19 protein-coding genes are annotated in these 15,188 nt (G+C 76.3%); 11 read left to right on the top strand and 8 right to left on the bottom strand.

The window, feature by feature from the left end; translation table 11 throughout:
• Window positions 1–350: 350 nt before the first annotated feature.
• From SM577_RS04310 to SM577_RS04275, 8 genes are all read left to right on the top strand, one after another.
• On the top strand, window positions 351–1,541 hold the full coding sequence (locus SM577_RS04310) for a hypothetical protein (protein ID WP_302920747.1): 1,191 nt from the start codon (window positions 351–353) through the stop codon (window positions 1,539–1,541).
• A complete protein-coding gene (locus SM577_RS04305) occupies window positions 1,528–4,380 on the top strand; it encodes a sensor histidine kinase (RefSeq protein WP_474586339.1) in 2,853 nt (950 codons plus the stop codon). The genes SM577_RS04310 and SM577_RS04305 overlap by 14 nt, the downstream gene beginning before the upstream one ends.
• Window positions 4,377–4,853 (top strand): roadblock/LC7 domain-containing protein, encoded by a 477-nt coding sequence (locus SM577_RS04300; protein WP_302920745.1) that lies wholly within the window; start codon window positions 4,377–4,379, stop codon window positions 4,851–4,853. Before SM577_RS04305 ends, SM577_RS04300 begins: the two co-directional genes overlap by 4 nt.
• Entirely contained in the window at window positions 4,850–5,332 is a 483-nt protein-coding gene (locus SM577_RS04295) for a DUF742 domain-containing protein (RefSeq protein WP_302920744.1), read from the top strand. Before SM577_RS04300 ends, SM577_RS04295 begins: the two co-directional genes overlap by 4 nt.
• A complete protein-coding gene (locus tag SM577_RS04290; protein ID WP_474580906.1) occupies window positions 5,310–6,059 on the top strand; it encodes a GTP-binding protein in 750 nt (249 codons plus the stop codon). The genes SM577_RS04295 and SM577_RS04290 overlap by 23 nt, the downstream gene beginning before the upstream one ends.
• Window positions 6,060–6,102: 43 nt before the next feature.
• Complete coding sequence (locus SM577_RS04285; RefSeq protein WP_474586338.1) at window positions 6,103–6,687, top strand: hypothetical protein; 585 nt, start codon at window positions 6,103–6,105, stop codon at window positions 6,685–6,687.
• Window positions 6,688–6,725: 38 nt separating this feature from the next.
• Window positions 6,726–9,080: an AAA family ATPase gene (locus SM577_RS04280; RefSeq protein ID WP_474580904.1), complete on the top strand. Its 2,355-nt coding sequence runs from the start codon at window positions 6,726–6,728 to the stop codon at window positions 9,078–9,080.
• Window positions 9,081–9,221: 141 nt separating this feature from the next.
• Complete coding sequence (locus tag SM577_RS04275) at window positions 9,222–10,613, top strand: N-acetylmuramoyl-L-alanine amidase (protein ID WP_302920740.1); 1,392 nt, start codon at window positions 9,222–9,224, stop codon at window positions 10,611–10,613.
• Between the two features lie 74 nt (window positions 10,614–10,687).
• Here the strand turns inward: SM577_RS04275 and SM577_RS04270 are convergent, their stop codons facing one another.
• Together SM577_RS04270 and SM577_RS04265 are read right to left on the bottom strand one after the other, a co-directional pair.
• Window positions 10,688–10,879 carry a DUF397 domain-containing protein gene (locus SM577_RS04270; protein WP_302920739.1) on the bottom strand — a complete coding sequence of 64 codons (192 nt, stop codon included), beginning with the start codon at window positions 10,877–10,879 and terminating at the stop codon, window positions 10,688–10,690.
• A complete protein-coding gene (locus SM577_RS04265) occupies window positions 10,870–11,637 on the bottom strand; it encodes a DUF5753 domain-containing protein (protein ID WP_302920738.1) in 768 nt (255 codons plus the stop codon). The genes SM577_RS04270 and SM577_RS04265 overlap by 10 nt, the downstream gene beginning before the upstream one ends.
• A gap of 198 nt (window positions 11,638–11,835) precedes the next feature.
• Here SM577_RS04265 and SM577_RS04260 point away from each other — a divergent pair, with 198 nt between their 5' ends.
• Genes SM577_RS04260 through SM577_RS04250 form a run of 3 tightly spaced genes read left to right on the top strand, consistent with a single transcriptional unit; the run spans window position 11,836 to window position 12,484 of the window.
• Window positions 11,836–12,012: a hypothetical protein gene (locus SM577_RS04260; protein ID WP_302920737.1), complete on the top strand. Its 177-nt coding sequence runs from the start codon at window positions 11,836–11,838 to the stop codon at window positions 12,010–12,012.
• Window positions 12,009–12,242 (top strand): hypothetical protein, encoded by a 234-nt coding sequence (locus SM577_RS04255; RefSeq protein WP_302920736.1) that lies wholly within the window; start codon window positions 12,009–12,011, stop codon window positions 12,240–12,242. The genes SM577_RS04260 and SM577_RS04255 overlap by 4 nt, the downstream gene beginning before the upstream one ends.
• A complete protein-coding gene (locus tag SM577_RS04250) occupies window positions 12,239–12,484 on the top strand; it encodes a flavin reductase (protein WP_302920735.1) in 246 nt (81 codons plus the stop codon). The genes SM577_RS04255 and SM577_RS04250 overlap by 4 nt, the downstream gene beginning before the upstream one ends.
• A gap of 34 nt (window positions 12,485–12,518) precedes the next feature.
• Here the strand turns inward: SM577_RS04250 and SM577_RS04245 are convergent, their stop codons facing one another.
• The 6 genes from SM577_RS04245 to SM577_RS04220 are packed head-to-tail and all read right to left on the bottom strand — an operon-like array spanning window position 12,519 to window position 15,188.
• The gene (locus SM577_RS04245; RefSeq protein ID WP_474586337.1) at window positions 12,519–12,917 is read right to left on the bottom strand and encodes a gas vesicle protein K; all 399 of its coding nucleotides are present in this window, start codon (window positions 12,915–12,917) and stop codon (window positions 12,519–12,521) included.
• Window positions 12,914–13,171 (bottom strand): gas vesicle protein, encoded by a 258-nt coding sequence (locus tag SM577_RS04240; protein ID WP_474586336.1) that lies wholly within the window; start codon window positions 13,169–13,171, stop codon window positions 12,914–12,916. Before SM577_RS04240 ends, SM577_RS04245 begins: the two co-directional genes overlap by 4 nt.
• 40 nt (window positions 13,172–13,211) lie before the next feature.
• Complete coding sequence (locus SM577_RS04235) at window positions 13,212–14,051, bottom strand: GvpL/GvpF family gas vesicle protein (RefSeq protein ID WP_302920730.1); 840 nt, start codon at window positions 14,049–14,051, stop codon at window positions 13,212–13,214.
• The gene (gene gvpJ / locus SM577_RS04230; protein ID WP_302920729.1) at window positions 14,035–14,415 is read right to left on the bottom strand and encodes a gas vesicle protein GvpJ; all 381 of its coding nucleotides are present in this window, start codon (window positions 14,413–14,415) and stop codon (window positions 14,035–14,037) included. The genes SM577_RS04235 and gvpJ overlap by 17 nt, the downstream gene beginning before the upstream one ends.
• Window position 14,416: 1 nt before the next feature.
• Window positions 14,417–14,785, bottom strand: a complete 369-nt coding sequence (locus SM577_RS04225; protein ID WP_302920728.1) for a gas vesicle protein GvpO — start codon at window positions 14,783–14,785, stop codon at window positions 14,417–14,419.
• Window positions 14,748–15,188 (bottom strand): gas vesicle protein GvpG, encoded by a 441-nt coding sequence (locus tag SM577_RS04220; RefSeq protein ID WP_302920727.1) that lies wholly within the window; start codon window positions 15,186–15,188, stop codon window positions 14,748–14,750. The genes SM577_RS04225 and SM577_RS04220 overlap by 38 nt, the downstream gene beginning before the upstream one ends.

The raw sequence follows: 15,188 nt of genomic DNA, 5'->3' as shown, positions 1-15,188 counted from the left end.
TTGGCTGAGATCCTCCGTACGTCCGTCCGGTTGCCCCGATCGGCGTCCGGTGCGGTGCGTCCGCGCAACGTCCAGTCCCGTCCCAGCGCGGCGAATTCGCATCACGTGAATTCGGATCTTCGGCGGAAACCGCACCGATCCATCCATGTCACTTCACGAATCGCACGGAGCGTGCTCGTCGGCTGCGCGTGACGTGACATGGCGCGAAGTGACGCGAAGCCGACTGATTGACGGGGGGCAACTGTGCCGGAAGGTTCGGTTACGTTTCCGGTCCGGCGGACGGGACTCCACCCACGACACTCCCGCACCGGCCGTTTCCCCTTCCCGCGCACCGCCGGAGGAAACCGACCATGACCGTCCCCGCCCCGCGGGCCCGTCGCCGACCCTCCCCAGCGGCCCGCCTGCTGCCGCCGCTGCTCGTGGTGGCCCTGCTGGCGCCGGTGGCGCTGCTGTTCGGTCTGACCTGGCGGCACACCGACGACGACCGGGCGCTGGCCGCCCGGGAGCGGCTCGGGGTGACCTACCTGTCGGCCCTCGCCCCGGTCACCGACGCGCTGGTCGACGCGCAGTCCGCGGCGGTCGCCGGCCGGCCCGTGCCCGGGGAGCCGCTGACCCGCGCGGTCGAGGCCGCCGCCTCGGTCGACGCCCGGATCGGGCGGGAGTTGCGCAGCCAGGAACGCTGGGCCGGGCTGCGGGCGAAGCTGGAGGCGCTGCGCGACCGTCCGCCGGCGGAGCCGGAGGCCGCGTTCGCGGCGTACGGCGAGGTCACCGACCTGTTGCTGGACCTCTACCGGAAGGTACGGGAGAGTTCCGGCCTGGTCCGCGACCCGGCGGCCGACTCCTTCTTCCTCCAGGACGGGGCCGGCCAGGAACTGCCCGAGGCGGTGGTGGCCACCGGCCGGCTGGCCGACCTGGCCACGCTCGCCGCCCGCCGGCCGGACACCGACCGGCTGCGCACCGCCACCGAACTCGCCGCCCTCCGGGCGGGCGCGTTGACCCCGGCCGGCGACCTGGTCGCCGACCTGCGCGCGGCGGTCGACAGCACGGAGAGCACCGACCTGGGCGCCAACGTGCTCACCCCGCTCGACACCTACCAGCGCGCGGTCGAGGCGCTGGCCGCCGCCTCCACCCCGGCCGAGCGCACCGGGGTGGTCGACCCGGCGCAGATCGCCGCGGCCCGGCTGAACGCGCAGGCCGCCGCCACCGAGCTCCAGCCGGTCATCCTCGCCGAACTCGACGCCCTGCTCGCCGGGCGGGTCGACGCGCTGGACCGGGACCGCCGGTTCGCGCTCGGGGCCGTCGGGCTCGCCGTCCTGCTGCTGGCCGCGCTCGGCGGGGTGCTGCTCGCCGCGGCCCGCCGGGCCCGACGGCGCGCGGCCGAGGCGCGGCAGGCCCGCGCACAGGCCGACGCGGCGCCGGAGAGCGACGCCTGGCGACCGCGGTCCGGATCGCGCCCGGACGAGCCGCACCCGCTCCAGCCGGCCGGCCCGGCCGGCGACCCCGCTCTCGCGTCGTGGGGGTCGGTCGATGCTGCTCGGTAGGCTCCGGATCCGCGGCAAGCTCGCGCTGCTCGTGGTCATCCCGCTGATCAGCACCCTCGGTCTCGCCGTACCGGTGGTGGTCGACCGGGTGGCGGCCGCCCAGCGGGCCGGCGACATCGCCGAGCGGGTCCGGCTGGCCAGCCGGATCGGCACCCTCGTGCAGGACCTGCAACAGGAACGCATCCTCTCGGTTGGCCTGCTGCTCGGCCGGGTCAGCCGCAGCGAACTGGTGCGCAAGAGCGCCACCGTGGACGACCGGGTGGCCGACCTGCGGGCCGAGCGGGGCGAGGCGCTGCCGGCACCGGTCGCCGACGCGCTGGACGGGGTACGGGCGCTGACCGACCTGCGCCGCGCGGTGCTCGCCGGCACCGCCACCCCGAGCCAGATCATGGACGCGTACGGGCCGGTCGACATGGCGCTGATCGAGTCGCTGCGGCTGCCGTTCAGCGTGGACACCGAGACGGCGGCCGGACGGCAGGTGCTCGCGCTGGACGCGCTGCTGCGCGCCGACGAGGGGTTGGGCGCCTGCGCCACGCTGATCGTGCTGGTGAAGGCGAGCAACGACCCGACGACCAACGCCGCCTTCGTCGCCTGCATGTCCGCGCTCACCGTGGACAACCGCCGGTTCCGCCGCCTGATCACCGCCGAGCAGCTCAAGCTGGCCGTGCTGAACGACGCGGCGGTGGCCGCCCGGACCAGCGCCGACTTCCTGACCACCAGCGTGGTCAACCCGTCCGGCGCGGTCCGGAACGTGACCCTGGACGCGCTCTTCCCGTCGGCCCGCTCGATGATCACGCTGGGCCAGTTCATCGAGAAGAAGGTCGTGGCGGACGTGCTCGCCGAGGTGACCGGCGAGCAGCGCCGGGCGCTGACCGCGGCGTACCTGGTGGGCGGGTCGGCCGCGCTGATCCTGGCGGTGGTGCTGCTGCTCAGCGTCGCGGTGGCCCGGACGGTGGCCCGGCCGCTGACCCGGCTCACCCGCTCCGCCGACCGGGTGGCCCGGCTCGCCGAGGCCGAACTGGTCCGGGTGGTCGACGACGAGACCGAGAACGTCCCGCCGGTCCGGCTCGACCCGGTCGACGTACGGGCCCGGGACGAGATCGGCGACCTGGCCCGGGCGTTCGACCGGGTGCAGGCCACCGCGGCCCGGCTGGTGGAGCGGCAGGTGGCCGGCCGGCGCAACGTGGCGCAGATGTTCGGCCACGTCGGCCGGCGCACCCAGAACCTGGTCGGCCGGCAGATCGCGCTGATCGACCGGCTGGAACGGCAGGAGACCGACCCGTCCCGGCTGGAGCACCTGTACCGGCTCGACCACATCTCCAGCCGGCTGCGCCGCAACGCCGGCAGCCTGGTGGTGCTCTCCGGGTCGACCGGTGCCGACGCGCACGTGGCGCCGGTGCCGCTCGGCGACGTGGTGCGGCTGGCGCTCGGCGAGATCGAGGACTACACCCGGGTGGACGTACGCGTGCCGCCCGGCGTCTCGGCGGCTCCCGGCACCGTCGGCGACCTGGTGCTGGCGCTGGCCGAGCTGATGGAGAACGCCACCGCCTTCTCCCCGCCGCACACCCGGGTGGTGGTGACCGGCGAGCTGACCGGCGCCGGCGCCCGGCTGGCCGTGGTGGACCAGGGGATCGGCATGACCGCGGAGCGGCTGGCCGAGGAGAACGCCCGGCTCACCCGCCGGGAGCGGCTCGACCTCGCCCCCACCGAGGTGCTCGGCCTCTTCGTGGTGGGCCGGCTGGCCCGGCGGCACGGGTGGACGGTACGGCTGACCGCCACCGTCGGCGGCGGGGTGACGGCCCTGCTGGACGTCCCGCTGGCCGCGCTGGTGGTGCCGCGCGGCGAGCGGTCCGGAGCCACGGTGGCCCGGGCCACCGTGCCGGCCCGGGAGCGGCGGCTGCCGCCCCGGATGGTCGACGCGGCGGGCGGCCGGGCGCTGGCCGCGGCGGTCGCCGGAGGACCGGCGGCCGCACCGCCCCCGGCTGCGGACCCGCCGACCGGCTTCGACCCGGCGCTGCTCGGCCGGGCCACCCGGACCATGGAGTCCGGCGAGTCCTGGGACGCCTTCGGCGCCGGCGGCCCGCCCGGTGGGTCCGGGCAGGTCGGTGCCGCCGAGGTGACCCGGGCATCCGATCCGCCCGGCACCGGGGCCCCGGCCGCCGCGCCGACCGGTGCCACCGCGTTCCTGGAGATCAGCGCGCCGGAGGGCCTCGCGATCCCCGGTGGCCCGCCCACCGGCCCGGCCCCAACCGAGCCGCCCGCCGGCCCCGGCCGCACCGAGCCGCCGACCGGTCCGGCCTCCACCGGGCCGGTCGCGCCGGCCGAGCCCGGGACGACGGCGGCCGGCCTGCCCCGCCGGTCGCGCCGGAACCCGCCGCCGGTCGGCGCCGTCCCGCCCGACGGGCCGGCCCTGCCCGGGGTCGGCATCCGGCAGCGGGTGCCCGGTGCCAGCCTGCCCCCGGCCGGCGCGCCGGCCCGGCCGGCGGACCCGGCCGGTGCCGACCCGGCCGGCGCCCGGGCGCTGCTGGAGTCGTTCGAGTCCGGGGTACGCCGGGCCGAGCTGACCCTGCCCGCCGGACTACCGGCGCCGGTCGAACCCGCCGGCCCGACCAGCCCCGCCGGCCCGGTCGACCCCGCCGGTACGCCCGCCCCGCCCGCGCTGCACCGGCGGGTGCCCGGGGCGAACCTGACCACCGCCCCGGCCCCGCAGCCGCTCAGCCAGCACCCCGGCGACCCGGCCGAGGTCCGCGACCTCATCACCGCGTTCGAGGCGGGCGTCGCCCGCGCTCTGCGTGACGTCCGCCCAGACCACCCCGAGGAAGAGGGATCATCACGGTGACCAGCACCTTCCCGCACGACAGCGTCGAGCACCAGAACCACCCCGACTCCGGCGGGGAGCTCAGCCCGGAGGCCCGCACCTTCAACTGGCTGCTGGACTCCTTCACCTCCGGCACGGCCGGGGTGCTGGAGGCGATAGCTGTCTCCTCGGACGGGCTGCTGATGGCGATGTCCGCGATCAAGGACCGGTCCAACGCGGAGCGGCTCGCCGCCGTGGTCTCCGGCATGACCAGCCTGGCCGGCGGCGCCGCCAGCTGGTACGCCCTCGGCGGGTTGAACCGGGTGGTCGTGGACATGGCCGAGGGCTACCTGCTGATCACCGCGATCAGCAGCGGGTCGGTGCTCGGCGTGGTCGCCGACCGGACCGCCAACCTGGGCACCGTCGCGTACGAGATGACGCTCTTCGCCGGCCGGGCCGGCGGCGCGCTCACCCCGCGCCTGATCGCCGAGTTGAAGAACGCCGCCCAGCAATGACTCCGGACGCCGCCGGCGAGCCCGATCCGGAACCGCTGGTCCGGATCCGGCCCTACCTGCGGGCGTCCGCCGACGACGCGGGCGTACCGGCGGTGGCGGACGAGCCGGAGCCCGAGCCGGACGGGCCGACCGGGCCGGCCGGGCCGCGCCCGTTCGTGCTCACCGCCGGCCGGGTGACCGGGGCCGACCCGGCGATCGGCCTGGAGACCCAGGTGACCGCCCGGCCGGACAGCACGCCGTGGACGGTCCCGTCGGCCCGGCTCGCCCCGGAACTGGCGGCGATCGTCGCGCTCTGCGCCGAACCGATCTCGGTCGCGGAGATCTCCGCCCGGACCCGGCTGCACTTCGGCGTGACCCGGGTGCTGGTCGGCGACCTGCGCGCCGCCGGCCACCTGGACGTACACGTCAGCGACGCCGACGACGCCCACGACCCCGACCTCATCCTGCGAGTGATTGATGGACTTCGTGCGATCTCCTGACTGGCCGGGCGCCCCGCAGGGCGCGGTCGCGACCAACAGCGCCGCCGCCCGGTACGGCACCCCGACCGGCACCCCGCCACCGGTCGGACGCGCCACGCCGCCGCAGTCGCCGGCCCCGCCCGCCGGACGCGTCCCGGCACCCCGCCCGGCCCCGGGCGGACGCGCCGCGCCGCCGATCCCGGTGAAGATCCTGATCGCCGGTGGCTTCGGGGTCGGCAAGACCACCACGGTGGGCGCCATCTCGGAGATCGCGCCGCTGACCACCGAGGCGGAGATGACCAGTGCCGGGATCGGCGTGGACGACCCGGGCGTACGCACCGCGAAGACCACCACCACGGTGGCGATGGACTTCGGCTGCGTCACCATCGACCGCAGCCTGAAGCTGTACCTGTTCGGCACGCCGGGGCAGACCCGGTTCGGCTTCATGTGGGACGACCTGGCCCGCGGCGCGCTGGGCGCGCTGGTGGTGGTGGACAGCAGCCGGCTGGACGACTGCTATCCGGCCATCGACTTCTTCGAGCGCGCCGGGCTGCCCTTCGCGGTCGGGGTGAACGCCTTCGACGGGCGGCTGGCGCACGACCTCGGCGCGATCCGGTGGGCGCTGGCCATCGGCGACCACGTTCCGCTGGTGCAGTTCGACGCCCGGGACCGGCTCTCGGTGCGGGACGCCCTGCTGGTCGTCCTGGACCGGGCGCTGGACCGGGCCACCCGGGAGCGGGGGGACTGAACTCCCGGGCGCTCGGAGCCGTTTCATCGAAGGGGTGGTCGTGATGAGAGGTGGTCTGGACGAGACACTGGCCCGGCTGGCGCGGCGCGAGGAGGCGCTGCGGCGGCGGGCCGCCGAGCCGGCCGGCGCACCGGATCCGGCCGAGCGGCCGGAGCCCGGCCCGGGCCGGCCCGAGTCCGGCCGCAACGCCGGGCCGGGCTGGGCGGACACCCGGGATCCGCGCCGGACGGACGGCCGGGACCCCGGCACCGGGGTCGGCGGCCGGGAACGCGGCGGGGCGGGCAGCCACCGCGCCGCCGAGGACGCCGCCGGGCGGGACCCGGTCGAGGAGGTGGCCGAGGCGGTACGCCGGGTGGTCGCCGGCCATCCGGGGCTGGCGGTCAGCGTCCGGGTCGAGCACGACGGGCAGGCGTACCCGCTGCGGGTGGCCTGGTCCGGGCCGGAGGTGACGGTCCGGGCCGAGCCGGCCCCGCCACCGGCCCCGCCACCGGCCTGGCCGCTGTCGGCCAACACGGTGCCCGACCTGCCCTCCGGCCGGGACGGGGTGCGCCCCGACCCGGCGGCCCGGCTGGCCGAACTGATCCGGCGGGACCCCACCCTGCTGACCGACGGTGACCAGGCCGGCTGACCGGGCGCCGGGGTGACTCCGGCGGCTAGGGTCGGGCGGTGGATCGACCCGACCTGACCCTGACCGCGAGCCTGCGGCCCGCGGCGTTGGACGCCCGGCGGGGCGTCGTCCGGCTGCACCCGGAGGTGCTCACCGCGCTCGCGCTGCGTCCGGGCGACCCGGTGCGGCTGGCCGGCCGGCGGGTGACCGCCGGCATCGTGGCGGCCGCCGAGCCGACCGCGAGCACCGCCCTGCTCTACGCCGACGACCTGACCCTGGGCAACCTCGGGGTCCGCGACGGCGGCCAGGTCACGGTCAGCCCCGTCCCGGTCGTCCCGGCCCGGCGGGTGCTCCTCGCCGGGCCGGCCGAGATCGCCGCGGCGGTCTCGCCGGAGATGCTCCGGCTCGCCCTGCTCGGCAAGGTGGTGACCACCGGCGACGACGTGTCGCTGCTGCCCCAGGACGTGCTGCCGGACGCCGCGACCCGCGGCCTGGTCGAGGCGGCCCGGCGCAGCCTGTCCAACCGGGTCGGCTACGCCTGGACCAGCACCCTGCTCGGGGTGGTCACGGCCGAGCCGGAGGGCGCGCTGGTCACCATGGACACCCTGGTCGGCTGGGAACACGGGCCGGTCACCCACGGCTCCGCCGGCCCCTCGACGGCGGCCCCGACCGCTGGAGCGGGCGCCTCCGCGGACGCGACGGCCGGCCGGGGCGGGCCGGCCGCAGCGGGTGCGCACGGTGGCGGGACGCGCGCGGCGACCCGGCCCGGTCCGGCCGGCGGTGCCGCGTGGCCGCCGGCCGAGGCAACGGCACCCGGCGGCGACGCGGCGGGCGACGCGGAGGCGGAGAGCGCCCCGTCGGTGGACGAACTGCCCGGGCTGCGGGCCCAGGCCGAGGAGCTGACCGAACTGCTCGACCTCGGCTTCCACCACCGGGAGGTGCTCGGCCGGCTGGGCACCACTGTCTCGCTCGGGGTGCTGCTCAGCGGGCCGGCCGGCTCGGGCAAGTCGGCGCTGGTCCGCGCGGTGGCGGCCCGGGTCGGCGCGCGGGTCTGCCCGCTCTGGGCGCCGGAGGTGGCCGCGCTGACCAACCAGGCCGCCGCCGAGCGGCTGCGCGCCGCCGCCGCCGAGGTACGCGCGGCCGGCCCGGCGGTGCTGCTGGTCACCGACGTGGAGGCGCTCGCCCCGGCGGACGAGCCGGGCCCGGTGGCCACCGTGTTCCGCCAGGTGCTCGCCGAGACCGTCCGGGCCGGGGCGGCGGTGGTCTGCACCACCGGCCGGCCGGAGGCGGTCGACCCGGCGCTGCGCGCGCCGGACCTGCTCTCGCTGCGGATCACCGTCCCGCTGCCGGATCCGGCGCTGCGCCGCGAGCAGTTGACGGTGCTGACCCGGCAGGTGCCGCTGGCCGAGGACGTCCGGCTGGACGAGGTCGCCGGTCGTACCCCCGGGTTCGTCGCCGCCGACCTGGCCGCGCTGGTGCGCGAGGCCGGGATCCGGGCGGCGCTGCGGCAGAAGTCGGCGGAGACGCCGACGGTGGCGATGGCCGACTTCACCGCCGCGCTGGAGGTGGTCCGGCCGACCACGATGGCGGCGTCCACCCTGGAGCTGGCCACGGTGACCCTGGACGACGTGGGCGACCTCGTCGAGGTGAAGGAGCGGCTCACCGAGTCGGTGCTCTGGCCGCTGACCTACCCGGACACCTTCGCCCGACTGGGCGTGCAGCCGCCGCGCGGCGTGCTGCTCTACGGCCCGCCGGGCTGCGGCAAGACCTACCTGGTGACCGCGCTGGCCGGGTCGGGGCGGGCGAATGTGCTCTCGGTGAAGGGCGCGGAGCTGCTGTCCAAGTGGGTCGGCGAGAGCGAGCGGGCGGTCCGCGAGCTGTTCCGCCGGGCCCGGGAGGCGGCCCCCACGCTGGTCTTCCTGGACGAGGTGGACGCGCTCGCCCCGGTACGCGGCCAGGCCACCGACGGGGGCACCACCGACCGGGTGGTGGCCGCCCTGCTCACCGAGCTGGACGGGGTGGAGGCGCTGCGCAACGTGGTGGTGGTCGGCGCGACCAACCGGCCGGACCTGGTCGACCCGGCGCTGCTGCGTCCCGGGCGGCTGGAGCGGCTGGTCTACGTGCCGCCGCCGGACGGGGCGGCCCGGGCCGAGATCCTGCGGGCGGCCGCCCGGAACGTGCCGCTGGCCCCGGAGGTGGACCTGGCCGGGCTGGGCGAGGAGCTGGACGGTTTCTCGGCGGCGGACTGCGCGGCGCTGGTGCGGGAGGCGGCGCTGGCCGCCATGCGGGAGTCGCTGACCGCCTCCACGGTCACCGCCGCGCACGTCGCGGCGGCCCGCGCCCGGGTCCGCCCGTCGCTGGACCCGGCCCAGGTCGCCTGGCTCGCCGCGTACGCCGAGCAGCGGGCCGGCTGACCGCTCGCCGGGGCCGGCCGCTCCCGGGACCGAAGGAAAACTTCGCAGAGACAGCACGAGCTGTAGACAACTTTTGGAACGCTGCCTATCGTCACTCCCCATCGATAGAAATATCTCTATGGGTCGATCTAAGGAGTGGCAGTGAGCGTTCGATCTCGCGTACCACGACCTCGGCGCCTGCTCGGCGCTGTGCTGGTCGCCGCCCTCGGCCTGGCCGGCGCGGTCGGCTCGGCCGCCACGCCGGCCGCGGCCCGGGCGGTGCCGGCGCCCGGCTCCCTGGCCGCCGCCTTCGCCGCCGCGGCCGCGCGCTACGACGTCCCCCGCGACCTGCTGGCCGCCCTCGGCCAGGCCGAGACCCGCCTGGACGGGCACGCCGGCGAGCCCAGCGCCTCCGGCGGCTACGGCGTGATGCACCTGGTGAGCAATCCCCGGGTGCACACCCTGGCGGAGGCGGCCCGGCTGACCGGGCTCGACCTCCCGGCGTTGCGCACCGACCCGGCCGCGAACATCACCGGCGCGGCGGCGGTGCTGCGGTCCTACGCCGACCAGGCCGGCCTCGGCCGGGCCGAGCGCGCCGACGTCGACCGCTGGTACGAGCTGGTCGCCCGCTACGGCGGCGCGAGCGACCCGGCGGTCGCGCGGCTCTACGCGGACGCCGTCTACGACCTGCTGCGTACCGGCTTCACCGCCACCGCGGAGGCGGCGGTGACGGTGCCCGGCCGCCCGGTCGCGCCGCACCGGGGCGCCCTCGGCCAGGCGTCGCCGACCGGCGGCGTCGGCACCCTGAGCACCGACTACGGGCCGGCCGCCTGGGCGCCGGCCAGCACCAGCAACTACACAGTGGCCAGCCGGCCCACCAGCCACCCGATCCGGTACGTCGTCATCCACGTGACCCAGGGCTCCTACGCCGGTTCGATCAGCTGGTTCCAGAACCCGGCGGCAAAGGTCAGCGCGCACTACACGTTCCGGTCCTCGGACGGGGCGGTCACCCAGTCCGTCCGGGAGAAGGACATCGCCTGGCACGCCGGCAACTGGACCTACAACACCCAGTCCGTCGGCATCGAGCACGAGGGGTACGTGGACAACGCGAGCTGGTTCACCGACGCGATGTACCGGGCCTCGGCGGCGCTCACCCGCAACCTCACCACCAAGTACGGCATCCCGCGGGACCGGGCGCACATCATCGGCCACCGCGAGGTGCCCGGCGCCACGCACACCGACCCCGGCCCCAACTGGAACTGGACCTACTACATGCAGCTGGTCAACGGGGTCACCGGCATCGGCTCCGGCACCGTGGAGACCGGCGGGTCGGGCCTCAACGTGCGCTCCGGCCCCGGCACCGGCTACGCCGTCGTCGGCTCGGTCGCCGACGGGGCCGGCGTCAGCGTCTACTGCCAGGCCACCGGCACCACTGTCACCGGCCCGTACGGCACCAGCAACGTCTGGGACCGGATCGGCACCAACCGCTACATCTCCGACGCCTACGTGCTGACCGGCCACGACGGCTTCATCCCCGGCGTGCCACGCTGCTGACGCTGGCCGCCGAGGGCGTACCCGCGAGCGCCCGTCCCGGCTCGGGACGGGCGCTCAGGGTGCCGCGTTGTGGGTCAGGCGCGCTCGGCCACCCGGGCGACGAAGGCCCGCCACGCCGCCGGGGCGAAGGTCAGCGCAGGCCCGTCGGGGTCCTTGGAATCACGGACCGCCACCACGCCGGGAAGGTTGCCGGCGACCTCGACGCAGGCCCCACCGTTGTTCCCGCTCTTCGTGCTCTTGCGCCACTGAGCGCCGGTCACGTCCATGACTCTGCCGCTTTCCGAATGAGGTCCAGGGATTGCGCTCGCGGTAGGGCCTCCCCGCTGATCCGTGCCCACCGCCGGTCAAGGGTAGCAATTTCCGCGTTCTGTTCGATGATCTGCGCCTGCGCCTGACCGTCGACATGCGCCACCCGCGAACCTTCGGGCAACTCCGCGAGGATGAACGCCCCGCCCAGGCCCGGATACATGCCGACGCCCGCCGGCACGACGTGGACCTGCACAGACGGCAGGGTTGCGCACCGCGCCAGGTGGTCACACTGCTCACGCATCATCGCGCGATCGTCGCCGATCGTGCGGTGCAGCACTCCTTCGTCAAGGATCGCGATGAGCAACGGCGGGCGTTCCCGCTTCAGAACGCTCTGCCGCCCGAGGCGAGCTGAGACGAGCTGGTCCACCTCGCCGGCGGTCAACGCCTCCCCGGCGAGAGTCGCCCGCGCGTACGCCTCGGTCTGAAGGAGGCCTGGCACCCAGGCCAGTTCGAACCAGCGCAGCGCGACCGCCTCGCGCTCGATGTCCGCCCACGGCCGGAACCATGCCGGCTCTCGTCGCTTCAGGACATCCGGCCATAATTCCGCTACATCCCGGCCCAAAATCTCCGCAACCCGAGCACGATGCCGCGTCTGCGGGATCCGTCCCGGGTTTGCCCAGCGCGCGGCCGTCTTCGGGTCCACACCGGTCTGAGCTGCGAGGCTGTCCGCCGTCTCACCCTTTTCTGCCATCGCCTCGACTACGGCATGGTTCATGTCCCGTCCTCTCCGGAACGTCCTGAACGTATCGAAGCCATACTGCAACGCAGTGTGATCGGACCACAACGGTTGCGAGTGTTGGCGTACGACGGCGCGGCCGGTGGAGGCGACCCGAGGCCCGGTGGTCGCGCCAGTCGCGGGCCGCCCCGGCCGACGCCCGGGGCGGCCCCTCCACACCCGTGAAGGAGGTTCCCGGTGCGAATCCGGTTCTGGCGCCGCAAGCCCACGCAGCGACTCCCCCGCCAGGTGCCGCCGAACGAGCGGCCGACCTGGGCGACCCAGCCGACGCAGGTCTTCCCGACCACCGACCCGGGCCGGGCCGGGAACCTCACCCGGGGCCAGCGGTGGCGCGCGAACGGAGGGCGCTGGTGAGCCTGATCGTCGGCCACGTCATCCGGGTGCCCGAGGACGCGTACCGGTTCGGCAGCGGTCCGCTGACCTTGCACATCTCCGAGGTCATCAGCCGCGGCCCCGTCGAGGGCGCGGAGTGGGCCGAGCTGAAGGGCCGCGAGGTCCGCCCGGACGGCTCGATCGCCGTCCGCGAGCGGTACGCGTTCGTCCGGGTGGACCGGGTGACGGAGGTCGAGGTGACGGCGGGGTGAGCCGCCGCGCCGAACACCTGCCGTCCCGCCCCACCTGGCGCTGCGCCGCCTGCGGCATCGCCTGGCCCTGCTCACCGGCGAAGCTGCGCCTGCTCGGCGAATACCGGCACGACCGGGCCGCCCTGCTGGTCTACCTGGCCACGCTCCAGGCCGAGGCCGCCGGCCAACTCGCCGCGCTCGACCGGTACGCGCGGCCGGTCGACCTGTCGGAGCGCTTCACCGGCTGGGCGCGCGCCCGGTAGCCCGCCATCCGGGCGTACCGGGTGGCGGGGCCGGTCAGTCGGTGGGCAGCAGCGGGCCGAGCGGGCCGAGGTCGAGGTTGAGGTCCTCCGGGGCCAGCCCGAAGTACTCGCGCAGCTCGGCCATCTGCTCCTCCAGCGCCATCAACGTCACGCCGATCCGCTCGACCTGCTCCTCGGTGAGGTCGCCGAGGTCGACCCGGCGCAGCGCCTGGCGTTCCACCAGCTGCCGGAGCAGCTCGATCACGGTGAGCACCAGGCTGGCCAGTCCCCGCTCGACGGAGTCCCGGTCCACCGCGAGCCGGCGGTCCAGTGGTTTGACCCGGGGCTGCTGCCACTGCGGCTCGCCGAGCGCCGCGGCCAGCTCGGCCGCCTCGTCCCGGCTGCCGGCGGCCCGGCGGGCCAGGCCGCGACCGGCGTCCTCGCCGCCGGTCATGGCGCCTCCACGGCCGGTCCGGTGCCCTCGCTCGCCACCGCGTCGCGCAGCTCGGGCGGGGCGAGCGCGCCGACCGAGGCGACCAGCGCGCGCAGCGAGACCCGGACCAGGTCCACGTCGGCGATCGCGATGGTGATGTCGCCGCTGATCACCACGCCGGTGGCGAGCACCCGGTCGAGCAGGTCGACCAGGGCCACCGGCCGGTAGGCCAGCGGGTCGTCGGCGCTGTTCGGCGCGAGCGCGGTGGTCACCATGCCCGCCCCCGGGCGGCGTCGGACCGGGTGCCCGGTCCGGTCAGCATGCCGGCTCCCGGACGGTCAGCGCCGGGCCGGCCGGGCGCTCCTCCGCGAAGGAGTACGGCGGCCACGGGCCGGTCAGCTCCAGCCGCAGCTCCGGGTGCCGCTCACCGAGCGCGGCGACCAGGGCGGTGAAGCCCGGCAGCCGCGCGCTCTCCACCAGGTACGCGCCGTTGAGCACCATCGGGGTGGGCGCGCCGGAGAGCCGGCGGTCCTGCGGGGCGTGCCGGCGGGCGGCGACCGCGTACCCGGCCAGCGTGTCGTGCACCGCCGCCGCGGCCTCGGCGGCGATCCGTTGCCCCTGCTCGCGGGCGGTCAGCTGGGCCCGCCGCCGGCGCAGGTACGCCGCCCCGGCGCCGCCCGCGCCGGCGTCCTCGCTCGCCCGGGGCAGCGCGCCCGGCACCTGGTACCCCTTGACGCCCCACTCGCCGCGACCGGTGAGCCGGTCCAGCAGGCCGGTCAGCTCGGCCTGCCGGCCGGTCAGCTGGCCGGCGACCCGGGCGTCGTCGTGGTGCACGGTGGCCAGCCGCGCGGGGACCACCGGCCCCCGGCGGGCCAGCGCGTCGACCACCGCGTGGTGCGCCCGCGCGGCCCGTTCCAGCCAGGCCAGGTCCTCCAGGTTGCGGCGCAGCGCCTGCTCGCCGTACTCGGCCAGCGGGGCGGCGCTGACCACGGCCACCAGCCCGGCGGCGCGCACCGCGCGGACCGGCGCGCCGGTCATCCCCGGGATGGCGGCGAGCACCGCCGGCTCGACGTCCCGGACCACGCCGTGCAGCCAGACGCCGGTGCCCGCCTCGGGCCGGTCCGCGCCGGCCACCCGGTCAAGCGTCGAACTCATCCCACTCCTCCCTCCGCGCGGCGCGCCGCTCGGCCCGCGCCGCGACCCGGGGCCGGCGTTCCGCCTCGACCTGCTCCGGATCCCGGGGGCCCGGCTCCACCGGCGGTCGGGCCCGCGAACTGAGCCAGGGATCGTGCTCCCACCAGTCGATGCCGATCTGCCGGGCGGTGTCGACCGAGGCGATCACCAGCCGCAGCTTGAGGGTGAGCAGCTCGATGTCGAGCAGGCTGACCCGGATGTCGCCGGCGATCACGATGCCCCGGTCCAGCACCCGTTCCAGGATGTCGCCCAGGTTGGCCGGCTCGTGGCCGGCGGGCAGCACCTGCCCCGAGTTCTGCACCACGGACGGGGGTTGCATGCTCATCTCAGCCCACCTCGCCCTTTCCGCGCTGGTAGCGCCGCACCCGCCGGTAGCCGAGCAGGCCGCCCTCCAGGTCGAGTTCCACCTCGTACAGGCCGAGCAGGTCGGTGGAGGCGGGGATCCGGTGGTCCTCGACCACCTCCACCCCGACCAGCCAGCCGTCCCGGACGGACTTCAGCGAGGTGGTCCCCACCGCGTCCCGGCCGGTCAACTCGACGACCTGCCGGAGTCCCTCCCGGGCCGCCTCGGCCGCCGAGATCGGCTCGACGTACTCCTCCTCGTCGTCGTACTCGTCGTACTCGTCCTCGTCGTACGGCTGCTCGGCCGGCTCGTTCCTACCGGCCCGGCCGCCGCCGCGGCTCAACTCCGCCACCGCGCTCACCTCCCTCGCCGCCATCGCGCGGCGCGCCCGGTCCGGCGCGCCGCGCCCGTTCCACCACCGGCCGGGCCCGCCCGTTGCCGCGCCGCACCGGCTGCCGGCCGCGCCGGGCGGCGGGGCGGCCGCGGGCGCCGCCGGTCTCCGCCTCGCCGCCCGGGGCCGGCCGCCGCCCGGCGGTGCCGGTCAGCCGGTCCAGCACCTCCTGCTGGCCCCGGTCCCGCTCCTCCGGCGTGATGTCGCCGGCCGCGGCCGCCTCGTCCAGCTCCTCCAGCTCGCGCCGGATGCTCGTCGGGCTGTACCGCTGCGCCTCCGCCTCCCGGGCGATCACCTTGACCACCGCGGTCAGCCCGCGCACCGGCGCGTACGGCAGGGTCAGCAGCGCCCAGAGGATGTCCAC

The sequence above is a fragment of the Micromonospora desertarenae genome (assembly GCF_056150265.1).
Note: the sequence above shows the minus strand (reverse complement) of the source record. Positions and strands in the feature narration are given on the sequence as shown.